The organism is Anaerovibrio sp. RM50 (genome assembly GCF_000622005.1).
Taxonomy (GTDB): domain Bacteria; phylum Bacillota; class Negativicutes; order Selenomonadales; family Selenomonadaceae; genus Anaerovibrio.
Map to the genome: position 1 here is coordinate 12,359 of NZ_JHWV01000016.1, position 24,201 is coordinate 36,559.

A 24,201-nucleotide genomic window follows, 5' to 3' on the forward strand; every position below is an offset into this window, starting at 1 on the left:
AACTCCATTTCTCGTTTTAATACATCAGCTTACCTGCTGCCCCGCATTTGCCTGCTCTGCCACAATGGTTTCCCCCTCCGGAACCACTGCAATAGCTCCATCAGAACCGGCAACATGAGCACCGGCGGCAATCACACAGTTCTGGGCCACAATGGCGTGGTCAATAACTGCATTTTCCTCAACCACGGTAAATGGCATGATTACGGAATTTGTAACCTTTGCCCCCTTACCAATCTTGACACCGGAGAACAATACTGAATGGTCAACCTCCCCCATAATCATGGAGCCCTCATTCAGCATCGAGCAGGTAACCTTTGCATCCTTGCCCAAGTAATGTGGTGGCAAAGATGGATTGTTGGAATATATCCTCCAAGCACTATTAAAGGAGAATGGAGGCTCATCCTGCAGCAGGTCCATATTGGCCTGCCAGAGGCTTTCAATAGTTCCTACATCCTTCCAATAGCCCTCAAAGGCGTATGAGAACATTCTTGCCTTGTCGTTAAGCATGGCAGGAATGATGTTCTTGCCGAAATCATGGGAGGAGTTGTCATCAGCAGCATCTTCACGAAGGTACTTGTCCAGGAAATCCCTGTTGAAGATGTAAATACCCATGGAGGCCAAGTTGCTCTTTGGCTTTGCTGGTTTCTCCTCAAACTCTACAATATGACCGTCCTTAGGATCGGTGTTCATAATGCCAAAGCGTGGTGCTTCATCCCAAGGCACCTCAAATACACCGATGGTGGCATCGGCTTTGTTGGCCCTGTGGGCTGCCAGCATCTTGGCATAATCCATGGTATAAATATGGTCGCCGGAGAGAACCAGCACATATTCAGGATCTACCATGTCGATAAAATTCAGGTTCTGATAAATGGCATCTGCTGTGCCCTTGTACCAGTCTGCCCCCTTGTCCCTTGCATAAGGTGGAAGAATAAATACACCGCCGTTGGATTTGTCCAGATCCCAGGCATCGCCTGTTCCCAGATAATTATGAAGCTCCAATGGACGGTACTGGGTCAGCACGCCGACCTTGTCTATGCCGGAATTGGCACAGTTTGAAAGTGGGAAATCAATAATTCGGTACTTGCCGCCAAACGGTACAGCCGGTTTGGCAATCTTTTTTGTTAGCGCCCCCAGACGGCTTCCCTGACCGCCTGCCAAAATCATGGCTACACACGTTGTCTTACTCATAAAACTCACCCCTGTGCTTAATCAGCTCCAGGCTCAGCCAATCGTAAACGTTCCCTTATCAGCCTTTACCTGAAATAAAAACTACCTCAATGAAAAATAGACCATATTTTTGTACTATAATTACTTCTATATTATAAAAAAAAATCCTGCAAAAAAGTAGATTTATTGAAAAAATAAACTTTTTCTCCTATCTTTTTTGCAGAATACGTATATTTTTATTATGTCAGAACATTATCAAAAATTATTTTCAAAGCTTTTTTATAAGCATTTTACACAGTAACTTCCAGATATTCAGGGTCAGCCACATGGATTGAACACCTTCCCGCAGTGAGCTCCACCAAATCCTTCTGAATTTTTTCCACATCATGAGGTTCAATGAGAAGCTTCACCGTCACCTTGTCAGTGTACTCCGTTTCTTCGGAGCGAATGCTGTTATTGCGGATCCAGTTTTCCACCGTCCCCAGCAAGGTGTAATCCATTTCTGCGGAAATCTTGCAAAATGGCTTTACCTCCACCTGGGGAGTAGCCTCCAATCCAAGTGATGCTGAATGATTGTAGGCCCGTATGAGACCCCCGGCCCCCAGCTTTATGCCACCGAAATAACGGGTCACCACCACAACAACATTGGTGAGACCATGCTGCTTGATGGCTTCCAGTATAGGATTGCCCGCCGTTCCACCCGGCTCACCGTCATCGTTTGATTTTTGCTGGCTGCTGTCAGTGCCCAATATCCATGCGGAACAATTATGACGGGCATCAAAATGTTTTTTCTTTATGCCCTGGACAAATTCCCGGGCCGCCGCCTCATCCTCCACATGGGCCGTATATGTATAAAATTTTGATTTCTGGATCTCATAATATGCGGTTCCAAAATCAGATGTGGTTTTGTACGGGCGCATATCAGTTTACCTCCGGAATGGTAAGATTGAACCTGAGAGAATTAATTTCATTGGCAGTGAACAGCATATCCGGCGAATTCATCAGCATGGCATCATTAAGATATCCCATCTGTACCTCATGTTCCTCCGTGGGCATCTTTTCCGGATCTGCCATCATTTTTGTGGCCCTTACTGTTTTCAGCTGGGCATCGGAATAGGCCTTGGTTTTTTTCAGAATAGATGCTGTCAGATCATAATTTGTATCATCCAGGCTTATTGGCGGTGCCATCTGATAAATATCATTGTGGAGATTAAGCACGTTGGACTCCAGCTGGTTAAGACGGTTATATGCTTCCCGCAGGGAAATCTCCTCATCCCTAAAATCCCTCATAATGCGGTGATAAGATACCCAGCAATAATCCAGGGCATCAACCTTTTTCTTGTAGTTGGTGTACCATTCACCAAAGGCCAGCTGCTGGGCCGTAATGTGGCGTATGGTGGACTCGTCCATTTTTTCGTAGGAGTTCAGGGTACTGGCATAATAGCCGTAGCCTGCAATGGAAAGAGCCAGCAGCATGGAACCGCAGAAGGCGTAAAAGGCCATCCGGCTCCTGATATTTTTTTCCAGCACCAGCACCGTCAGGGCCAGCACAATAACTGCAATTATAATTGGCAATAACATATAAAATCCCTTCAATAGAATTAAATCAAACAAAATCTATTAAGATATTATACACCAAACCGGGTCAGAGGGAAAATATCCCCATTTTCATACAATACCCTTTGAATGTTTGCTATAATTAATGATGTTATTGTTAATGAGAAGGAGATCCCGTATGAAGAAAAAAGATATTGCAAAAAGCATCTGGAAAATGATGCGCTCTTATTGGAAATCCGAGGAGCGATGGTGGGGCCGGGGGATGCTGGCAGTCATCATCATCCTTAATCTGGCCCAGGTTTATCTGCTTGTGGAGCTGAACCAGTGGAACAATGATTTCTACAACGCACTGCAAAATTATGATCTGGGAAACTTCTGGCCCCTGGTGGGACAGTTTACCCTTATAGCCTTCATGTACATCATAGCTGCAGTTTATGCCATTTACCTTCAGCAAATGCTGCAGATAAAATGGCGTACATGGATGACCAACAATTATCTTGGCAGCTGGATGAAAAAGCAGGTTTACTACAAGCTGCAGGTGTTAAAGTCCGACATGGATAACCCGGATCAGCGTATTTCAGAGGATATCAACTCCTTTGTTGATCTTACCCTCACCCTTTTCCTGGGGTTCCTTAAGCAGTTCACCATATTGGCAGCATTTATATTTGTGCTGTGGAGCCTGTCCGGCGCCTTGGAGATACCTTTGGGCGAAACTGTTTTCACCATTCCTGGATACATGGTATGGCTGTCCCTGCTCTATTCCATTGTGGGCTCCTGGCTGGCCCATTTGGTGGGCCGCAAGCTCATAGATCTTAATTATAATCAGCAGCGCTACGAGGCGGATTTCCGTTTCAATATGATAAGAGTCCGGGAAAACAGTGAGAGCATCGCCTTTTATCGCGGTGAAGCTCCTGAGGGCCAGGGCTTTCAGGACCGCTTTAAGATGGTGGTAAAAAACTTCTGGGCGCTCATGAAGCGCACCAAGCTTCTTAATTTCTACATTAATGGCTACGGTCAGTTGGCAATTATTTACCCTCTCATTATGGCGGCCCCAAAATATTTTTCCGGGGAAATGCAGCTGGGCGGGCTTATGCAGACCATCAGTGCCTTCGGCCGGGTGCAGGATGCCCTGAGCTATTTTGTTGACAGCTATTCCAACATCGCCCAGTATGCAGCGGTTATCCGCCGTCTTGGTGACTTCACCGCCCACATGGAGGAAGTGGATGAGCTGAAATCCTCCTTCAATACCCTGTATGAGAACAACAACAGGGTTACCCTTTCCAATATGGATGTACTGCTGCCTGAGGGCAGAAAGCTTATCGAAAGCCTTAATCTTGAGTTTACACCGGGGGAATATGCCCTTATCAGCGGCCCTTCCGGCTCGGGAAAAAGTACTCTTTTGAGGGCTCTGGCGGATCTGTGGCCTTATGGCAGCGGCACCATCGCAAGGCCTGATAACTGGCGTCTTATGTTTTTGCCCCAGCGTCCTTATTTGCCTCTGGGCACCCTGCGGCAGGCCATTTATTACCCACAAAATGTTCCCGAAAACGATACAGCGGATTTAGGAGCTTATCTGAAGGAATTTGGTCTGGCGGATTTGGCAAGCCGCCTTGATGAGGTGGACGACTGGAGCCGCATTCTTTCACTTGGTGAACAGCAGCGCATCGCCTTTATCCGCATTTTGCTCTTTAAACCACAAATGGTATTTATGGACGAATCCACCTCCGCCATGGACGAGGATATGGAGGCCCATTCCTATGATACCCTTAAAGCCAAATTGCCGGAGATGTCCGTGGTCAGTGTGGGCCACCGCTCCACTTTGGTATCCCGTCACAGCACCATCCTTCGCCTTATAGGCGGCGGTGCATGGATGGTTGAAAGGACTGTATAATATGCCCGGAATGCGTTCAAAATTCCCCATAGAGGATAACAAAAATAAAATTGAGCCTACCTTCAGCAATGGTGAAAAAGCGGGGATGGCCCTGTGTCTGGCCATGTTTCTCTTTGGCCTTTCCGACGGTGATCTGCCCCTTTGCTTTTTCTCCGCCTCCTTCCTTGTATATGAGCTTCACGTTCTTTTGAAAAAGGCCCGGAGAGATGAGGACTGGTTCATGTCCAATCTGCTGAAGGGCATGAGCATTGCCATGTTCGTCGGCTCCATTGCAATGGCCGTGTGCTAACGCACCTGTGTATAACCGCAAATTAGGATCAAATAAAAAATGCTGACCTCATAATAGAGGCCAGCATTTTTTTCGTAATCATTTTGCTGTTAAATTGTAGGAAGGGAAGGTGGTCAGCAGATAATTGCTGATGGTTTCACCAATTATTTTCTTTCCCAGGTGGTCCGGGTGAAGCCCATCCGTGGTAAGCTCAGCCTTTAAATATCCGTTACCATCAGTCAGTTCAGGAGTTACATCCACGTGATACGGCTGGTTCATTATCCACTGATTAAGGAGCTCCTGCTGCTCCTTCCAGTACCAGGCCGGGGTTTCAATTGTTGGCACCCGGGACATTAAATCAGGATTGATTGGCGTTGCAGTTACAAATACGGGAATAACGTTGTGACACTGACATTCTGCCAAAATCTGCTCCATGGCAGCAATGGTATCCCAGCCGTCCTCGCCAGCCCGGAAGTTGTTCACGCCTCCCATTATTATCAGCATTCCCGGTGAAAATGGCATTACATCACGGTCAAAGCGCTGGGCCATAACCTGGACGCTGTCACCGCTGCAGCCCAGATTTTTTATTGGCACCTGACAATAATATTCCCAGCTGTAAATGGCATAATCAGGAGGCACGTTGCATACGCCGCCCCCGTGGGTAATGCTGTCACCCAGGGCCGCTATCCGCACATGGTTTTCCACCTCAAAATATTTTGGCTCAGACCATTCAGTATTTGGAACCCCCGCCTTGTCCTGGGAACGGACCTGCCACATATAGCGACCAGGCCAGGTGTAGCCTCCCTCTTCATAGTAAATGTTGCTCTTGGTGGTCATTTCCTTAACCACGTCAAATCTGCCCGGAGAAAATTTATTCTCACGGCTCACTCTTATTTCATAGCCGCCACTGCCCTCAACGGGAATCCAGGAAAACACCGGATACAGCGGTGAATAGGCCATTTTCTCAAATTCCGTGGTGGCCAAAGGGGCTTTTGGATTTATCTCTTCCCCCACAAGAGGCTTGGGGTCACTGTATGGGCCTATTACATTGCCGTCATAATCCAATGGGCAAATCCGCCAGTAATACTCCTTTGCCTTGTACATGTTGGAGGTGTCCAGCTCATAGCCATTATTTGGTATGCGGTTAAAATGTTTTACCTCAGCATCCTTGCTGGTGGTATCACCATCCATTATAACCAGACGGTAGCTGACAGCTCCCGGAATGGTTTCCCAGCTGATTCTCACTTTTTCCAGGGGCTCACTAAGAGGGCCCTTTTCAACCTCAGCTTCAGCTGCGCTGGTTATAGTGCCGATGGCCTTGCCAAGGGTTTCAATATTGATGTCCTCAGCCACAAATACCCCGGAAAAGGATATTAATCCAGCCAAAACCGCCACAATAATTCTATTGGAAAACTTCATGTTATCTCTCCCAAGTACACAGATAGACTCGCATTATCCATGAAAATTGATTTACCCTATATATACTAGCTTATCACTATTAACGGCAGGTTGCAACGGCCGCGGCGATAGCGGCACCAATGCTTGACCCGTCCTTCACCAGAACCGGTTCCAGACCGCCTGCTTCTTCATCCATGATTTCATAAAGGGCACGTCTCACATTTTCCTGTATGTAAGGCATGTGCTGATACAGGGAACCATCCACAGCTATGTGCTGCGGCTCCACCTTGCTGCTTCCCGCCAAATGCCAGAGGGTCCCGGCCCAGGAGGCGGCCACAATACGGGCAGAACGGATGGCAATGGCCTTGGCCAGCTGGCGGAGCTTTTCAATTACTTCACTATCACTGGCCCCATCACCCAAGACAGTGCCAAAAATTTCCCCAGCCCTGACGGAATCCTCCATTATGGCGGACATATCCACGGCGGAAAATGATGGCTTTTCCGTTAATCCGAAAACTTCCTTGATAAGCCTGCTAAAGAGCTCCCCAATATATTTTCCCGATACCATTTTTTCCAGACGCTGACGCCCCGGCTGCTCAGAAGCCCTGTCCAGCTCCAGATCCCATTTGCTTGGCATCAGCTTGGAAAAGCCCCCGGATTCTGTATTAATGATACAGGCGGGTCTTCCCACATCGGGCATAACCTCCATGTAGCAGGTGTTGTACCCCGTGGCATAAATGCACCCAATGCGGGTATCGGGATATGTGTAAGCAGCAGCCAAAAGCAGGGCCACCGTGTCATTTAAAATAGCCACTGGCTTTATGTTGGCATAGCCCTTGCGAACCAGGGCCTCCCTCAGGAGAGCGTTTACATCCTCCCCCTCAACTCCAGGCACTGCAATTTCCTTGGCCCATTTAATGAGTCTGGCAGTGTTGATATCCTCCTGTTCAGTGCCAAAGGAGAAGGTATGGCCAAGATAATATTCCCTGTCCTTATTTCCTTCTGCAGCTTCTCCCACCGTTTCTGCCAAAAAATCAAAGAGTGCCTCTGATGTGGCGGAGCTGTTAAGGAGATTATATTCCGCTGTAACCAGGGGCTTTTCCACCCAGTTCAGCACCTCAAAATTGCTGTTGCCCAGGAGGCGCACCACGGAAGCCCGCACATTGGAGCCCCCAAAATCCAGGGCCAGAAATTCACCCTTTTCCTTGCCCTCGGGAAGGCCGATAAAGGATGGCAGCATTGCCAGAGAGGAATACTCACTTTTCTTTAATCCCTGCTCCAAATCCCAGCGAAAAGCCCCCGCCGCCTCGGTTATAAATTCTTGGCTGGCCTCCAGCTCCTCCATTATTTCCTTGTACAAGTTCTCATTAAAAGCCACCCCGTACACCCCCTTTAAAGTCCTTCTATAAAGAAATCAAGCCTTTGGCATTATTTCCGTTACATAGCCGTCAGGATCCTGAATAAAGTGAATTCCCGCCGGTTCCACCACTCTTAAAACACAGCCCATTTCCTGATGCATGGCCAGGGCCCCCTTGTAATCATCCACCCAGAAGGACAGATGTACAGGGTTTTCCCCTAAATTGTACTCACCTTCGTGGTCCTTCTTAAGGGTGATTTCCAGCTCATAGCCGGAGTCCTCCTCATCCACCATATAGGTGAGGTTAATATGAGGCAGGTCCTTGACGCTCTTGACCTTAAGGCCCACAGCCTTTTTATAAAACTCCACGGAACGCTCCACATCCTTAACTGCAATACTGCTATGTGCCATGGTAAATTTCATGTAAAAAACTCCTTATAAAAAAATATAATCAAGATTCCTGGGCCTTTTCCCCGAGATAAGCCCAGCGGTCCATAAGCTTGTCCAGCTCGGCGGAAAGGCGGTCCTGTTCCTCCGTAAGCTCCCGCAGCATATCATAATCTGAGCCGTTGATGGTCATCTGCATTTCCACCACCTTCAGCTCACTTTCCTTGCTGGCAATAACCGCCTCAATTTCTCCATATTCCCTGGCCTCATTGGCGCTAAGGCCCCGGCTTTTGCTCTTTGGCTTGGCCTTTTCCGGGGCTGGTGCTGCGGCGGCCCTGGCCCTTTCAGTCTGACGCTGGAGCTGCAGCTTTTCTGCCGCCTGGGCGTCGGCCCTTTCCTTGTAGTCGGAATAGCCACCCATGTAAATCTGCACATGAGCATCATCATCAAATACAAAGACCTTTTTGGCCATGCGGTCAGTGAAAAAGCGGTCATGGGACACGAAGATAATGGCGCCGTTAAAGTCCTCTATAAAATTCTCCAGCACTGCCATGGTGTCCAGATCCAGATCGTTGGTGGGCTCATCCAAAAGCAATACATTTGGCTCCTCCATTAAAATGCGGAGAAGGTAGAGACGCCGCTTTTCCCCTCCAGACAGGCGGGATATTTCCGTCCATTGCAGATCCGGCGGGAAAAGGAATCTCTCCATAAGCTGGCCTGCAGACAGCTTGGTGCCATCAGCCATGGTAATATAATGGGCTGCCTCCTGAATGTACTCCTTGGCCCTGAGGCGTCCGTCCATTTCCACATTTGTCTGGGCAAAATACCCCAGTTTCACGGTCTGGCCAATGTCCACCACGCCGCTGGTGGGCTGGAGACGCCCCGCAATTATGTTAAGGAGGGTGGATTTTCCCGTGCCATTCCCCCCTAAAATGCCGATTCTGTCATTTCTGAGGACAGTATAGGTAAAATCATTAATATAGGTTTTCCCTTCCCATTCATAGGTGACATTTTCCATCTCAATAATCTTTCTCCCCAGACGGCTGCCTGCAAGGCCGATTTCCACCTGATTGCGGTTAAGGTCCACCTTCTGGTCCCGCACCTGCTCATAGCGCTGAATGCGGGCCTTCTGCTTTGTGCTGCGGGCCTGGGCCCCACGGCGTATCCAGGCCAGCTCGTTACGGAGGAAGTTCTGACGCTTTCGCTCTCCCGCCTCCTCCTGCTCAATGCGGGCTGCCTTCATCTCCAAATACTGGGAATAATTGCCATCGTAGCTGTAGGTGCGTCCCTTGTCAAATTCCAGTATGCCGTTGGTTACCCTGTCAAGGAAATAACGGTCATGGGTTACCGTCAGAAGGGCACCCTTCCAGTGGGCCAGATATTCCTCCAGCCAACCAATGGTTTCACTGTCCAGATGGTTGGTGGGCTCGTCCAAAATCAGCAAATCACAGGGCTGAATCAGGGCCGTGGCCAAAGCCATGCGCTTTTGCTGACCGGAGGACAGGCTCCCCACCTTGGCCTCGAAATCGTGAATTCCAAGATGGTTAAGTATGGTCTTGGCCTCATTTTCCATGTTCCAGCCGTTGACGCTGTCGATTTTGGCAGAGGCATTAACCAGTGCCTGCTGAACCTCCTGGGACTGATCTCCCGCCCCGGTTTTGGCCAGAGCTGACTCATATTCACGGAGGGCACTCATAAGAGGGCTATCATCCTTAAATACCTCCATTAGCACGGTGTTTTCCATGTCAAAATCCTTGGACTGCTCCAAAAAGCTGATGCGAAGATTTCGCATGGTTACCATATTGCCCGTGTCAGCTGTAAGCTTCCCGGCCACCGTCTTCAAAAAGGTGGACTTGCCCGTGCCGTTTATGCCCACGATACCGATTTTATCGTTTTCATTTACATTAAGATTTACGTGACTGAACAAGACCTTTTCACCGTAGCTCTTGCCCAGCTCCTCCACTGTCAAAACCAAGTTATATTTCCTCCTCGGCGCTTATCTCCGGGTGGTCCTCCACCAGTGGCTTCCTTAACTGAAGCAGTATTCTGGTAATGCGCAGGTTGTCGATTTCCTCCACGAAGAAGTCCACGCTGTCGCAGGTGGATTTCATGCCTATCATAGGTGGTGACTGTACGTTGTTGTAGAGCCATCCCCCAATGGTATCAATGTTGTCCGCCTCAATTTCCATTTCAAAAATATCGCTGACCTCCTCCAAAAGGAGCATGGCATCAATGGAATAAATAAGGTCGGAGCGCTTTTCGATGGAAGGACGCTCCTGATCAAATTCGTCCTGAATTTCACCCACGATTTCCTCAATAACGTCCTCAATGGTAACCATGCCGGATGTGCCGCCATATTCGTCCACCACAATGGCCAGCTGGGAACGCTGTTTCTGCATCATCTTAAGAAGCATGCTGATCTTCATTGTTTCCGGCACCACCAAAGTACGGCGCACCAGCTTCCTCAGTACAGGACGTCGGCGTTTGTAAAGTGACTGCATTAAATCCTTAATGTGCAAAAAGCCTACTATATCGTCCTTGTCCTCACCGCATACAGGATAACGGGTAAGGTGCTCCTCCATGGCCACCTTGATATTTTCTTCAAAGCTGTCCTCCAGATAGAGGCACACCATATCGGTGCGGGGAATCATGATTTCACGGACGTTACGGTCCGCAAAGTCAAATACGTTGTCCACAAAATCCAGCTCTGTTTTGTCAATATATCCCTGCTTGTGGCTTTCCTCCATAAGGCGTCTGATTTCGTCTTCTGTATGGGCCACCTCGTCACCATTGTTGGAAATATCAATACCGAATAATCTGGCCACAAACACAGCTACCTTGTTCAGCACCCACACAGAGGGGTACATGATTTTCTGGAAAAACATCAAGGGGAAGGCTATTGCCATCATTACCCGTTCCACCTGCTGGATAGCCACATTTTTCGGTATCAGCTCACCAATAATAATGGTGGCCGCTGTAACCAGAGAAAAGGCGATAATAAAGGATATGGTTGTGGCCAGGGTTCCCCCAAGGCCTATAAATTCAAATACCGGCTCCAGCACGCGGCTGATGGTGGGCTCTCCCAAAAGGCCAAGGCCCAGAGATGCCAGAGTGATGCCCAGCTGAGTCACAGACAAGGACACATCAACGTGCTCTACCAATGGCTTGGCGTAAATAGCCCGCCGGTTCCCGGCCTCTATCATGGAATTTAAACGGGACATGCGCATTTTAACAATGGCAAATTCCGAAGCCACGAAAAAACCGTTAAGCCCCACCAATATTACTATGATTATAAGCTTAATTATAATCTCTGTTATATCCAAGAAAATTTCCTCCTAGTTATTAAAAACAGGCATGTTCTTTTCGTCATCAAAGGTGGCAGTACAACGGGGATAGTTGCTGCACCCCCAGAAATTGCCGTTTCTTCCCTTGATACGACGCAAGCTGCCCTCCCGGCACTTTGGACACAAATATTTTGAATCAGCCCCTGCTGTTTCGCCATTTAAATGCTCCATAGGTGCCGCCGAAGCCTTTGGCTCATCCTTGCCCCAGTTACCTTTATTTCCGCTGCTGCGTGGCTTTCCAAAGGAAGGCACTTTTTCATTGTAACCAGCTGAGCCGGAGGCCGTAAAGGAATCCATAAGCTGGAATTCCTGGTTGAAGGCCGCCATTTCCTCCTCGCTGATATAAGGATTGCCGAATGGTGCATCATCAAAGGTGGCAGCTGAAGTGGCAGATGCAGCGGCCGTTCTGATTTGTGTGCCACCACCGCCGTAGGAGCCTTTAACTCCGCTGTTGCGGCTTTGGACACGGGCCTTTGCCCCCTCAAAATCAGGCTTACCATCCTTGTCATCACAGCTCATGCGGCATTTTGGAAAGGCTGAACAGCCCCAAAAATCCCCGTTTTTGCCATGACGCTTTACCAGCACACCGCTTTTGCACCGCGGACACACACTGGCTGCCTCGCCCCCCTCTGTGGTGGAGGCCACCTGCAGTCTGGCTCCATAGGCCTTGTTGCAAAGCTCCGTGGTAAATTTCACCTGATTGTCGATAAAGTCCCCCAAAGAACCGTCTCCGTCAGCCATGGAATGAAGCTTGTCCTCCCAAATGGCTGTGAAATCCGGATAGGAAAGCTCCTCCGGCATTGCATCAATCAGCATATAAGCGGACTGGGTTGGCTGAAGGTACTTCTTTTTCCCCGTCTGGTTCATAAACTTGCGACGGATAAGGTCATCTATAATGGTGGCCCTGGTGGCCTCCGTGCCGATGCCGTACACATCCTTCAGCTTCTTCTTGGACTCCGGGTCCTTGACGAATTTATGAATATCCTTCATGGCAGCCAGCAGTGTTGAGGTGGTGAATCTCACAGGAGGCTTGGTGGCCTTCTGGCTCATTTCTCCCTCAAGATATGTTACCCCATCCTTTTTCTTCATGAGGGGCAGTGATGCACTGTCATCCTCCTCATTGTTTTCCCCGCTGTCGCTGTTGTCCTCCGTTCTTTCTTTGGACTGGGAAGTATAAAGTGCCTTCCAGCCAAGGTCAAGCTCCACCCTGCCGCTGGCAGTAAAGAGCTCATCTTTGTAATCTATCTCAATTTTTGTCTGATTATAGGTATGCACAGGATAGAACTGGGCAATATAGGCCTGGGCCACCAGGAAATAAATATTTCGCTCCACCGCCGTCAGCTTGTCCGCCCCCGCCGGAACACGGGTAGGGATAATGGCGTGATGGGCTGATATCTTCTTGTCATTCCAGGCACGGCTCTTAATGGTGCTGTCCGCCCCAGCGGCCCACTTGGCCAGCTGCTCATCCCCGAAATTCTGGAGATTTTTCAAAATAGCCCCATTATCCTTGAACTGATTCGTTGGCAAATATTCGCAGTCGGAACGTGGATAGGTGGTAAGCTTGCGCTCATAAAGCTTCTGGGCCGTATCCAGCACCTGCTGTGGGTCATAGCCAAACCGCTTTCCCGCCAGCACCTGAAGTGATGACAGGGAAAATGGCAATCGCTGCTGCTCCTGCTTCTTGCTCTTTGTATATGCGGAAATTATCCCGTCAGTAGGGGCCTCCAAAAACTCTGCCATTTTGGCATCCGCCACGGCCTTGTCCACCAGACGCCCCTCAGAGTCCAGCCCCGCCTGAATATCCTTTGGCTTCCACACGGCATAAAAATCACCGTTTTCATGGTGGAACTTGCCCTTTATGGTGTAATAGTCCACGGGCTTAAAGTTTTCTATTTCCCGCTCCCGCCTTACCACCAATGCAAGGGTAGGAGTCTTGACACGTCCCACAGGAAGCACCAACCTTCTGTGGCCTGCCCGCTGTGCCGCCAATGTGTAGGCCCTGGACAAATTCATGCCAATAAGCCAGTCTGCCCGGGCTCTGGCCAGAGCTGACTGCTTCAGATTGAAAAATTCGCTGTTTTCCCTAAGGGCGCTGTTGGCCTCCTTGATGCTCTTTTCATCAAGGGCATTCAGGAGAATGCGCTTTACGGGCTTAGTGTTCCCCACAAAATCCAGCACCTCGTCAATCAGGAGCTGTCCCTCACGGTCCGGGTCACCGGCGTGAACAATTTCATCGGCCTTGTCTATAAGTCCCTTTATTATATTGAACTGCTTGGCACAGGAATCGTCCACCAGCAGCTTCCACTCCGTAGGAACTATTGGCAAATCCTCAGCCCGCCAGCTTTTATATTTTTCATCGTACTCCTGGGGCTCAGCCTGCCTTAAAATATGGCCAAATCCCCATGTAACCACGCCCCCCTTGGTTTCAATAAAGCCGTCCCCCCGGCGCATTGGCCCCGGAAGGCATTTGGCGATTTCAGCACCCATGCTGGGCTTCTCTGCTATATATAAACGCACTGTAAAAACCTCTCGAATAAAAACTTTCTTTATCTTTTTATTTCTTTATCGCTTTAAATATTTATTAAGTAAAAATCAGCTTGTAAATTCCATATACCACCAGGAAGGTCCATAACAACAGCAATATGGTGGCAATTACCACCACCATGGGCAGAAATTTCCCATAATGTCCGGCACTGTGCTCACAGTCCTCCAGTACCTCCGGGGGCAAAAGCTGACGCAGCCCCGCCAATATAGCTGGCACTATTACCGCATCGTCCACCAGCCCCGCTGCAGGAATTGCATCGGGTACAATATCTATTGGACTGACGAAATAAATAATGGCCGCCAATATGGCCAGACGGAAAGCCTTTGGGGTACGACGATTTATAAGAGCAAAGAGCATTACCACAATGTCCTTGCGTATCATACGAAAGATCATAAAGAGCCGGTTCATAAATTCATCTCCCTCTGAACTTGCTACAATAATATACTTGCCTATCTTTGTATTTTACCATATTTTCAACATATACCACAAAACCAACAGTAAATAATCCTAATATAACAAAAAATATATAATTGACATATTTTCTATGACAATTTATACTATCTATGTAATTAATAGTGCTTATCAATTACCAATTTAAATATGGAGGGCTTGTTTATGAAAGAAAAGGTTTTCCCAATTTCCCAGCAGCGTCTGGAGGAAATTATTGCAAAGTACCCTACGCCATTTCACATTTATGACGAAAAGGCAATCAGGGCCAATATCCGCCGTCTTTTCAAAGCATTCAGCTGGGCTCCTGAATTCAGGGAGCATTTTGCTGTAAAGGCCACTCCAAATCCAAAGCTTATGCAGATTCTGGCTGAGGAGGGTGCCGGCTCTGACTGCAGCTCCCTGGCTGAGCTGTGTCTTTCCGAGGCTGCGGGCATTACCGGTGAAAAGATAATGCTCACCTCCAATGATACCCCTGCAGACGAATTCCAAAAGGCCATTGAGCTGGGGGCAGTTATCAATCTTGACGATATTACACACATTGAGTATCTGGAAAAGCATGCGGGTATGCCAAAGATCATGTCCTTCCGCTACAATCCTGGCAATCTTATTGCCGGCAACGATATTATCGGCAAGCCAATGGAGGCAAAGTACGGCCTTACCCACGACCAGATACTGGAGGCCTACAAAATGGCCCAGGACCGCGGGGTAAAACGTTTTGGCCTTCACTGCATGGTAATTTCCAACGAACTGAGAACCGAGGGCTTCGCCCTTACTGCCTCCATCATGTTCAATCTGGCCAAGGAAATCAAGGAGAAGCTGGGCATCACCCTGGAGTTTGTAAATCTGGGTGGCGGCATTGGCATTCCTTACGAGCCTTCCCAGGAGGAGGTCAATCTGGAGGAAGTGGGAGAGGCCATTCATAAGCTTTACGACAAAATCATGGTGCCATCAGGCCTGGGCAAGTGTGCCATCTGCTTTGAATCCGGCCGTGCCATTACCGGCCCTTATGGCTATCTGGTGTCCACCGCTATTCATGAAAAGCACACCTACAAAAACTACATTGGTCTTGACTCCTGCATGGCCAATCTCATGCGCCCTGCCCTTTATGGTGCTTATCACCATATTACTGTTGTGGGGAAGGAAAAGGCCCCTAAGGACCATGTATATGATGTAACCGGTTCCCTGTGCGAAAACAACGATAAGTTTGCCATTGACCGTCAGCTTCCGAAAATCGATATGGGTGACCGTATCGTTATTCACGACACCGGAGCCCACGGCCATTCCATGGGCTTTAACTACAACGGCAAGCTGAGAAGTGCTGAGCTGTTATTACGTGAGGACGGCAGTGTGGAAATGATCCGCCGGGCCGAAACCCTTGATGATTACTTCGCCACACTCACCGGTTTTGATGGGGCAATTATGAAGTAAAGCTGGGATAATTAATGTACAGTAATTTTATAGTTTCTCTGGAGGCAGTTCTTCCCATAGCCATTCTTATAGGACTGGGACTGCTGGCAAAAAAGATGCAGCTTCTCACCCAGGAGGAAATAGCCCATGTGAACAAGCTGGTATTTAAAATTTTGTTTTTCTGCCTCCTGTTCCAGAATATGTATCAGGCGGATTTCAGCATCGCCTTTCAGCCGCAGCTGCTGATGTTCACCTTCGTTGCAATTCTGGCCACTGTGGCCATAGCCGCCCTTATTGTGTGCAGGCTGGTACAGGATGGCAAGCGGCGCGGGGCCATGATACATTCCATCTACCGCAGTAATTTCATCATTATCGGAATTCCCGTGGCCGCCAATCTTTATGGCTATGATAAAATTGCCATAACCGCCATGCTCATTACAGTGGTTATACCTCTGTATAACGTTTTGGCCGTAACCATTTTTGAAACCTTCCGGGGCAATGAGATAAAGCTGAAGCCTGTGCTGCTGGGTATAGCCCATAATCCTATGATACTGGGCTGCGTTATTGGTATAATATTCAACCTTTGCCATATAGTGGTGCCCAATGCCATTTTAAAGCCAATATTTCAGGTGGGCAGTGCCACCACTCCCCTGGCTTTGATTCTGTTGGGAGCCTCCTTTACCATTTCCAGCATTGTGAAGGACCATCTTTCAATAATGCTGTGTACTCTGGGAAGACTTGTAATAGCTCCGGCAATTATTTTACCTATAGCTGTGTGGCTGGGTTATCGAAATATTGAGCTTGTCTCCCTTATGACTGTCTTTGCGGCACCATGTGCTGTGGTGGGCTTCACCATGGCCCAGCAAATGGACAGTGACTATGAGCTGGCAGGCAACTGCATAATAATGACATCGGGACTGTCCTGCTTCACCATTTTCGGCTGGATTTTCCTGGGAAAGACCTTGGGGCTTATCTAAGCCCCTTTTCTATTGTAAATAAATCCCCTGTGCTTTCATCTTGCTTCTTTATTTTAAGCCCATTTTAGTGTATAATATCTCTGTTATGCAGATGGTATCCATCTAAATAACAATGCTATGGAGAGGTGTCCGAGTGGTCGAAGGTGCTTGACTCGAAATCAAGTGAGGTTCATAGCCTCCGTGGGTTCGAATCCCACCCTCTCTGCCAGCAACACTTAATGTATTTTACAGATTGCTCACCAGCAATCTCTTTTTTTAGGAGGAGTAATTTTGTCAAATCGCGTTCGTACCCGTTTTGCACCAAGCCCAACCGGCTACATGCACATCGGTAATCTTCGTACCGCCCTTTACGGTTATCTTTTTTCCAAGTCCCAAAAGGGTGATTTCCTGCTTCGCATCGAGGACACTGACCAGAAGCGTTACGTGGCTGATGCAGTGGAATTCATTCAGAATACCTTAAAGGCAGCCAACATCATTCCTAACGAGGGTCCTGATATCGGCGGTGACTGCGGTCCATATATCCAGAGCCAGCGTCTGGATATTTACAAGAAGTACGCAGAGGAGCTTATTGCAAAGGGCCACGCTTATCGTTGCTTCTGCAATGACTGCAGCGAGGAACAGCACGCAGCCCAGGAGGCGGGAGACGCCAAGAGCTTTGGTGGCTACAACCGTGCCTGCCGCGATTTGGAGCAGTCCGTCATCGACCAGTATCTGGCTGAGGGCAGACCTTATGTAATCCGCCAGAAGATGCCTCTCACCGGGGAGGTTACCTTCCATGATGTGGTTCACGGCAATATTACCATCGCCTGTGACACTCTGGAGGATCAGGTTATCCTTAAGCGTGACGGCATGCCTACCTATAATTTTGCAAATGTCATCGATGATCATCTTATGGACATCAGCCATATATTCCGTGGTACAGAGTTTATTACCTCCACCCCTAAGCACGTGCTGCTGTATCAGTTCCTGGGATGGGTGCCTCCTGTATTTATCCATCTTCCGCCTGTAATGGGCAAGAACGAGGACGGCTCCGTTTCCAAGCTGTCCAAACGTCATGGTGCCACTGGCTTCAGCCAGCTGGTGGAAATGGGTTACCTCCCGGAGGCCATTACCAACTATGTGGCACTTTTGGGCTGGTCCCCTAAGTCCGAGCAGGAAATCTTCACCATGGAGGAGCTTATTGAACGCTTCTCTTTGGAGGGACTCAGCAAGTCCCCTGCTGTATTTGACTACAACAAGCTGGACTGGGTAAACGGCGAGTATTTCAAGGCCATGAGCGACGAGGACTTTGCCAAGAAATCAAGTGCCTTTGGGGGCATTATTGCCGAATCCCTTGGTGATAAGTGGGCCTACCTTGCAGCTCTCCTGAAGACCAGAGTAAGCCGCTTCAATGAAATTCCAGAGCAGATTGGCTTCTTCAAGGATTTGCCGGATTACGATGTGGATCTTTTCAATAACAAGCGCAACAAGGTTACTCCTGAGAAGGCCGCTGAAATCCTTCCTGTAGTTATTGATGTTCTTGAAAAGGTACAGACCTGGACTCCTGAGGGTATTGATGAGGTACTTCAGCCAGGAGTTGCTGACAGCGGCATCAAGATGGGCACCTTCATGTGGCCTGCCCGTATTGCCCTTTCCGGCCAGAAAGTTACTCCAGGCGGTGTAACCGAGCTTCTTTACCTCCTGGGTCGTGAAGAATCCATGAAGCGTTTAAAGCTTGGTCTTGACAAGGTTCAGGGCTAATCCTGCAGACAAATAAACCTATAAATAATAAAGTTCCAAAAACTTTTTTAAAAATATTTGACAAGATGCCTTAAAAGAGGTATTATATTCCTTGTCAACGGCGCGTTGGTCAAGTGGTTAAGACTCCGCCCTCTCACGGCGGCTTCAGGGGTTCGAATCCCCTACGCGTCACCAGAAAATTCAGCTCAAGGCTTTCGCCTTGGGCTTTTTTATTACATACAAAAAGGGCCTCCGCAAAAGCGGAAGCCCTGATTTTATTATGTAAGCAAATCTTACTTGTTCATTGCCTCTGCAACAGCAACTGCAACAGCAACAGACATACCAACCATTGGGTTGTTACCAGCACCAATGAGGCCCATCATGTCAACGTGAGCAGGTACGGAAGAAGAACCAGCGAACTGTGCATCGGAATGCATACGTCCGAGAGTATCGGTCATACCATAGGAAGCAGGACCTGCAGCCATGTTATCTGGATGCAGGGTACGGCCAGTACCGCCACCGGAAGCAACGGAGAAGTACTTCTTACCCTGCTCGGTGCACTCCTTCTTGTAAGTACCAGCTACTGGATGCTGGAAACGGGTAGGGTTAGTGGAGTTACCGGTGATGGAGATATCAACCTTCTCCAGATGCATGATAGCAACACCCTCTGGAACGGAGTCAGCACCATAGCACTTAACAGCAGCACGAGGGCCGTCAGAGTACTTAACTTCCTTAACAACATTAACCTTGCCAGTCTTGTAGTCATACTGGGTCTGAACATAGGTGAAGCCGTTGATACGGGAGATAATCTGGGCAGCATCCTTACCAAGGCCGTTAAGGATTACGCGGAGAGGGTTCTTACGAACCTTGTTTGCAGTCTGAGCAATACCGATAGCACCCTCAGCAGCAGCAAAGGACTCGTGGCCAGCCAGGAATGCGAAGCACTCTGCATCCTCAGTGAGGAGCATAGCGGCCAGATTACCATGGCCCAGACCTACCTTACGATGATCAGCAACGGAACCAGGTACGCAGAATGCCTGAATACCTTCGCCGATAGCTCTTGCAGCATCAGCAGCAGTCTTAACGCCCTTCTTGATAGCGATAGCAGCACCAAGAGTGTAAGCCCACTTAGCGTTCTCGAAGCAGATTGGCTGCAGATCAGTTACGATAGCAGCTGGGTCAAAACCCTTTTCCTTACAAATATCAGCGGCAGCTTCAATGGAAGCAATACCATATTTCTTGCAAACTTCATTAATACCGTCAATACGGCGCTCATAGCCTTCAAATAATGCCATTTTATTTTCAGTCCTTCCTGTTCGTTATCTCAAATTATTCCTTACGAGGATCGATGTAACGGGCAGCATCTGCGTAACGGCCCTTAGTGGAGGTGTTCTTCTTGATTGCTTCGTTAGCATCAGTACCGTTGGCAATAGCTTCCATAGCCTTGCCGAGGTGAACAACTTCATAACCGATTACGCGGTCTTCTTTGTCAACTGCCATCTTGGTAACATAACCTTCAGCTAATTCGAGGTAACGAGCACCCTTCAGCTTGGTGGAGTACAGAGTACCTACCTGGCTGCGGAGACCCTTACCAAGGTCATCCAGACCTGCGCCAACTGGCAAACCATTATCAGAGAATGCAGTCTGAGTACGGCCATAAACGATCTGCAGGAACAGCTCGCGCATAGCAGTGTTGATAGCATCGCAAACCAGGTCAGTGTTGAGAGCTTCCAGAATAGTCTTGCCTGGGAGAATCTCAGCAGCCATAGCTGCGGAATGGGTCATACCGGAGCAGCCGATGGTCTCGATGAGAGCCTCTTCGATGATACCATCCTTAACATTCAGAGTCAGCTTACAGCCGCCCTGCTGAGGAGCACACCAGCCGATACCGTGAGTCAGACCGCTGATATCCTTAATTTCCTTAGACTGTACCCATTTGCCCTCTTCAGGAATTGGAGCTGGACCATGGTTTACTTCTTTTGCAATGCAAGTCATGTCTTCAACATGCTTATCATAATAAATCATTTTGTATTCCTCTCTTCGCTAATAATATAATACTCAGTGCAGGCGACCCTAAAGCCAGGTCCGGGCCGCCAGACACCTTCAAACACATCTGAATGGCAAGCCAGATTACTTAAGCTTGACCATAGGAGTACCAGTCATCTCTGCAGGAATTTCCATGCCTGCCAAAGTCAGCAGGGTTGGAGCAATGTCACAGAGAGCGCCATCGCTGGCAATCCAGCCTACGCGGTCGGATACAACGATGAATGGTACAGGATTGGTTGTGTGAGCGGTGAAAGGTGCACCAGTCTCAGGGTCAACCATCTGATCTGCATTACCGTGGTCAGCAGTGATACATACGTCGCCGCCAACCTCACGAATAGCCTCAACAAAGCGGCCAACGCAGGTATCAACAGTCTCAACAGCCTTTACAGCTGCCTCAATAACGCCGGTGTGGCCAACCATATCGCCGTTAGCATAATTCAGGATAATGAAATCATACTTGCCGGACTTAATGGCCTCCACAACCTTGTCAGTAACCTCAATAGCACTCATTTCAGGCTGCAAATCATAGGTAGCAACCTTCGGGGAAGGAACCAGAATACGGTCCTCGCCCTTATAAGGCTCCTCAACACCGCCGTTGAAGAAGAAGGTTACATGGGCATACTTCTCAGTTTCTGCAATGCGCAGCTGGGTCATGCCATTCTTGGAAATAACCTCCCCAAGAGTGTTGGTGATGGACTCAGGCGGATATGCAACTTTTACATTAAGGCCTTCCTCGTACTGAGTCATGGTAGCGAAGGAAAGCTTAAGAGCCTTGCGATCGAAGCCACCAAAGTCAACATCAGTAAATGCATGAGTCAGCTCACGGGCACGGTCAGGACGGAAGTTGAAGAATACAACACCATCGCCATCCTTCATACCCTTGTAGTCCCCAACAACAGCAGGAACTACAAACTCATCAGTTACCTCATTTGCATAAGATGCCTTAACAGCGCCTACTGCATCATCAGCAGCAACGCCCTTGCCCAATGCAATGGCCTCATAAGCCTTCTGTACACGATCCCAGCGGTTATCGCGGTCCATTGCATAATAACGTCCGGACAGGGAAGCAATCTTACCACAGCCGATTTCAGCAATCTTAGACTCCAGCTCTGCAACGTATTCAGCAGCAGAGGAAGGATCAACATCACGGCCATCAAGGAATGCATGAACATATACATCCTTGAAGCCCTGGTTCTTAGCGAACTGTAAGAGACCATAGAGATGCTCACTATGGCTGTGTACACCGCCTGGGGAAACGAGACCCATGAGGTGCAGTGCGCCGCCATTGGACTTAGCCTCAGAAGCCACACTTACCAGAGCCTCATTCTTGAAGAAATCACCATCCTTGATAGCCTTGGTGATACGGGTCAGTGCCTGGTAAATAATACGGCCAGCACCAATGTTGGTATGACCAACCTCAGAGTTACCCATCTGACCGTCAGGAAGACCAACGAACTCGCCGGAAGCCTGAATGTGGGTGGAAGGGAAATTCTGTCTGAGACTATCAATAACAGGAGTCTTAGCTATCTGGATAGCATTGTTTGGATCACAGGTTTTGCCGTTGCCATAGCCATCCATGATAATTAATGCAACAGGTGCATTTTTTAATTTTGCCATTATTTTATCAACCTCTAAATTAGAACTTTACAATTGCGGAGAAGTCAGCAGCCTTCAGGGAAGCGCCACCAACCAAAGCACCGTCAACGTTTGGCTGAGCCATGAGATCCTTAATGGTAGCTGGCTTTACAGAACCGCCATACTGGATACGGATAGCATCAGCAGCACTCTGGCCAAATACTTCAGCTACAGCCTCACGGATAGCCTTGCAAACTTCTTCAGCCTGCTCGAAGGTAGCAGTCTTGCCGGTACCGATAGCCCAGATTGGCTCGTAAGCGATAACCAGCTTAGCAACCTCGTCAGCGGAGAAGCCATCAAGAGCAGCCTTAATCTGCTTTACAACATGAGCGATATAGGTGCCAGCCTCACGGATTTCCAGGGACTCACCGCAGCAGATGATAGGAGTAATGCCAGCAGCGTAAGCAGCACGAGCACGCTTGTTAACGCCCTCATCAGTCTCACCGAAGTAGTCACGACGCTCGGAATGGCCAAGTACAACGTACTCTACGCCGATTTCCTTCAGCATGCCGGTGGAAATTTCGCCGGTGAAAGCACCTTTTGGCTCCCAATGAACATTCTGAGCACCAACATGAATCTTAGTACCCTTGCAAGCATCAGCTACAGCAGCCAAAGCAGTTGCAGTTGGGCAAGCTACTACATCTACAGCCTCAACGTCAGCTACCAATGGAGCCAGCTCCTTAACAAGCTTAACGCCCTCAGCAATAGTGTTGTTCATCTTCCAGTTACCAGCAATAATAGGTCTACGTGCCATAATAATTTTATCCTCCTCAAATTATCTATATATTTATTAGTTTAATACTTTACAATTTTATGCGTCTGCAATTGCAGCGATGCCTGGGAGCTCTTTACCCTCAAGGAACTCGAGAGTAGCGCCGCCACCAGTGGAAATATGGGAAATCTTGTCGGAAAGACCAGTCTTCTTCAGGGCTGCAATGGAGTCACCGCCACCAACGATGGAAATTGCACCATTCTCGGTAGCCTTGGCAACAGCCTCAGCAACAGCCAAAGTACCCTTTGCAAAGGCATCGAACTCGAATACGCCCATAGGACCATTCCAAATAACGGTCTTTGCACCCTCAAGAGCCTTTACGTACTCATCACAGGTCTTAGGACCAGAATCCAGAGCTTCCCAACCCTCTGGAACCTTATCAACATCAACGATCTTGGTGTTGGCAGTAGCAGAGAAGTCATCAGCAATGGTTAGGTCAACAGGGAGAACAACCTTTACCCCCTTCTCCTTGGCCTTCTTCAGCTGGCCAAGAGCCTCTTCGAACTTATCCTTCTCGCAGATGGAGTTACCGATTGGCAGGCCCTGTGCAGCATCAAAGGTATGAGCCATACCGCCACCGATGATGATGGTATCAACCTTGTCAATCATGTTGGAGATAACGCCAATCTTATCGGAAACCTTTGCGCCGCCGATGATAGCAACGAATGGACGCTTTGGAGCCTCCAGGGTCTGGCCGATGAACTTAATCTCCTTTTCCATGAGGAAGCCGGCAACGGACTCAAGGTACTGGGCAACACCAACGTTGGCTGCATGAGCACGGTGGGAAACACCAAATGCATCGTTTACGGCAATGTCAGCCAGGGAAGCCAGCTGCTTTGCAAATCCAGGGTCATTCTTCTTCTCTTCCTTGTGATAACGGAGGTTCTCTAAGAGGAGAATCTCACCTGGCTTAAGGTCAGCTGCAGCCTTCTCAGCCTCAGGACCAACACAGTCAGAAACCCACTTAACATCAACGCCCATAACCTCAGATACGCGCTTAACGATGTGCTTGGTGGAGAACTTGTCCTCGCAGGCCTCAGTAGGACGGCCAATGTGGCAAGCCAGAATAACTGCTGCACCCTGATCCAGCATATACTTAACAGTTTCCTTGGTAGCCTGAATACGAGTATCGTTGGTGATATTCATATTCTCATCAAATGGTACGTTGTAATCTACGCGGCAAAATACCTTCTTACCCTTAAGATCTACATCTTTAATGGTTTTCTTGTTCATACCCATATTAATAAAAACCTCCGTCAATAAAATAGGTCCGGCCCAAAC

General features: G+C 48.6%; 20 protein-coding genes and 2 tRNA genes. 7 read left to right on the plus strand and 15 right to left on the minus strand.

Features of this window, described 5'->3' with window-relative positions; genetic code table 11:
* Positions 1 to 24: 24 nt before the first annotated feature.
* From T525_RS0108975 to T525_RS0108985, 3 genes are all read right to left on the minus strand, one after another.
* Complete coding sequence (locus T525_RS0108975; RefSeq protein ID WP_027406922.1) at positions 25 to 1,188, minus strand: glucose-1-phosphate adenylyltransferase; 1,164 nt, start codon at positions 1,186 to 1,188, stop codon at positions 25 to 27.
* 269 nt (positions 1,189 to 1,457) lie between these two features.
* Positions 1,458 to 2,087 (minus strand): YigZ family protein, encoded by a 630-nt coding sequence (locus T525_RS0108980; protein ID WP_027406923.1) that lies wholly within the window; start codon positions 2,085 to 2,087, stop codon positions 1,458 to 1,460.
* A 1-nt stretch (position 2,088) separates the two neighbouring features.
* Positions 2,089 to 2,748, minus strand: coding sequence for a hypothetical protein (locus tag T525_RS0108985; RefSeq protein WP_027406924.1), 660 nt, complete (start codon positions 2,746 to 2,748; stop codon positions 2,089 to 2,091).
* A 154-nt stretch (positions 2,749 to 2,902) separates the two neighbouring features.
* Here T525_RS0108985 and T525_RS0108990 point away from each other — a divergent pair, with 154 nt between their 5' ends.
* Positions 2,903 to 4,615: an ABC transporter ATP-binding protein/permease gene (locus tag T525_RS0108990; RefSeq protein ID WP_027406925.1), complete on the plus strand. Its 1,713-nt coding sequence runs from the start codon at positions 2,903 to 2,905 to the stop codon at positions 4,613 to 4,615.
* A gap of 1 nt (position 4,616) precedes the next feature.
* On the plus strand, positions 4,617 to 4,904 hold the full coding sequence (locus T525_RS0108995; protein WP_027406926.1) for a hypothetical protein: 288 nt from the start codon (positions 4,617 to 4,619) through the stop codon (positions 4,902 to 4,904).
* A 78-nt stretch (positions 4,905 to 4,982) separates the two neighbouring features.
* Here T525_RS0108995 and T525_RS14875 read toward each other — a convergent pair whose 3' ends face one another.
* The 7 genes from T525_RS14875 to T525_RS0109030 form a co-directional block, all read right to left on the minus strand.
* The gene (locus tag T525_RS14875; RefSeq protein WP_051533524.1) at positions 4,983 to 6,302 is read right to left on the minus strand and encodes an SGNH/GDSL hydrolase family protein; all 1,320 of its coding nucleotides are present in this window, start codon (positions 6,300 to 6,302) and stop codon (positions 4,983 to 4,985) included.
* Between the two features lie 79 nt (positions 6,303 to 6,381).
* Complete coding sequence (locus T525_RS0109005) at positions 6,382 to 7,659, minus strand: hypothetical protein (RefSeq protein WP_027406927.1); 1,278 nt, start codon at positions 7,657 to 7,659, stop codon at positions 6,382 to 6,384.
* Positions 7,660 to 7,695: 36 nt separating this feature from the next.
* The gene (locus tag T525_RS0109010; protein ID WP_027406928.1) at positions 7,696 to 8,061 is read right to left on the minus strand and encodes a VOC family protein; all 366 of its coding nucleotides are present in this window, start codon (positions 8,059 to 8,061) and stop codon (positions 7,696 to 7,698) included.
* Between the two features lie 28 nt (positions 8,062 to 8,089).
* Complete coding sequence (locus T525_RS0109015; RefSeq protein WP_027406929.1) at positions 8,090 to 10,000, minus strand: ABC-F family ATP-binding cassette domain-containing protein; 1,911 nt, start codon at positions 9,998 to 10,000, stop codon at positions 8,090 to 8,092.
* A 1-nt stretch (position 10,001) separates the two neighbouring features.
* Positions 10,002 to 11,348, minus strand: a complete 1,347-nt coding sequence (locus T525_RS0109020) for a hemolysin family protein (protein WP_027406930.1) — start codon at positions 11,346 to 11,348, stop codon at positions 10,002 to 10,004.
* Positions 11,349 to 11,360: 12 nt separating this feature from the next.
* Positions 11,361 to 13,886, minus strand: a complete 2,526-nt coding sequence (locus tag T525_RS0109025) for a DNA topoisomerase 3 (RefSeq protein ID WP_027406931.1) — start codon at positions 13,884 to 13,886, stop codon at positions 11,361 to 11,363.
* 64 nt (positions 13,887 to 13,950) lie between these two features.
* Entirely contained in the window at positions 13,951 to 14,322 is a 372-nt protein-coding gene (locus T525_RS0109030; protein WP_027406932.1) for a YkvA family protein, read from the minus strand.
* Between the two features lie 207 nt (positions 14,323 to 14,529).
* Here T525_RS0109030 and lysA point away from each other — a divergent pair, with 207 nt between their 5' ends.
* The 5 genes from lysA to T525_RS0109055 all read left to right on the plus strand — a co-directional run bounded on the left by lysA (position 14,530) and on the right by T525_RS0109055 (position 18,662).
* The gene (lysA, locus tag T525_RS0109035) at positions 14,530 to 15,792 is read left to right on the plus strand and encodes a diaminopimelate decarboxylase (RefSeq protein ID WP_027406933.1); all 1,263 of its coding nucleotides are present in this window, start codon (positions 14,530 to 14,532) and stop codon (positions 15,790 to 15,792) included.
* A 14-nt stretch (positions 15,793 to 15,806) separates the two neighbouring features.
* Positions 15,807 to 16,748, plus strand: a complete 942-nt coding sequence (locus T525_RS0109040) for an AEC family transporter (RefSeq protein WP_027406934.1) — start codon at positions 15,807 to 15,809, stop codon at positions 16,746 to 16,748.
* Positions 16,749 to 16,867: 119 nt separating this feature from the next.
* Positions 16,868 to 16,956 (plus strand) — tRNA-Ser (locus T525_RS0109045).
* A 62-nt stretch (positions 16,957 to 17,018) separates the two neighbouring features.
* Positions 17,019 to 18,488, plus strand: coding sequence for a glutamate--tRNA ligase (gene gltX / locus T525_RS0109050; RefSeq protein WP_027406935.1), 1,470 nt, complete (start codon positions 17,019 to 17,021; stop codon positions 18,486 to 18,488).
* A gap of 99 nt (positions 18,489 to 18,587) precedes the next feature.
* Positions 18,588 to 18,662 (plus strand) — tRNA-Glu (locus T525_RS0109055).
* A gap of 98 nt (positions 18,663 to 18,760) precedes the next feature.
* Here the strand turns inward: T525_RS0109055 and T525_RS0109060 are convergent.
* The 5 genes from T525_RS0109060 to pgk all read right to left on the minus strand — a co-directional run bounded on the left by T525_RS0109060 (position 18,761) and on the right by pgk (position 24,153).
* On the minus strand, positions 18,761 to 19,762 hold the full coding sequence (locus T525_RS0109060; RefSeq protein WP_027406936.1) for a GGGtGRT protein: 1,002 nt from the start codon (positions 19,760 to 19,762) through the stop codon (positions 18,761 to 18,763).
* A gap of 34 nt (positions 19,763 to 19,796) precedes the next feature.
* Positions 19,797 to 20,492: an iron-sulfur cluster assembly scaffold protein gene (locus T525_RS0109065; protein WP_037325573.1), complete on the minus strand. Its 696-nt coding sequence runs from the start codon at positions 20,490 to 20,492 to the stop codon at positions 19,797 to 19,799.
* 105 nt (positions 20,493 to 20,597) lie between these two features.
* Positions 20,598 to 22,130 (minus strand): 2,3-bisphosphoglycerate-independent phosphoglycerate mutase, encoded by a 1,533-nt coding sequence (gpmI, locus tag T525_RS0109070; protein ID WP_027406938.1) that lies wholly within the window; start codon positions 22,128 to 22,130, stop codon positions 20,598 to 20,600.
* A 19-nt stretch (positions 22,131 to 22,149) separates the two neighbouring features.
* On the minus strand, positions 22,150 to 22,902 hold the full coding sequence (gene tpiA, locus T525_RS16625; RefSeq protein WP_027406939.1) for a triose-phosphate isomerase: 753 nt from the start codon (positions 22,900 to 22,902) through the stop codon (positions 22,150 to 22,152).
* 57 nt (positions 22,903 to 22,959) lie between these two features.
* Positions 22,960 to 24,153 carry a phosphoglycerate kinase gene (gene pgk, locus T525_RS16630; protein WP_027406940.1) on the minus strand — a complete coding sequence of 398 codons (1,194 nt, stop codon included), beginning with the start codon at positions 24,151 to 24,153 and terminating at the stop codon, positions 22,960 to 22,962.
* Positions 24,154 to 24,201 lie beyond the last annotated feature (48 nt).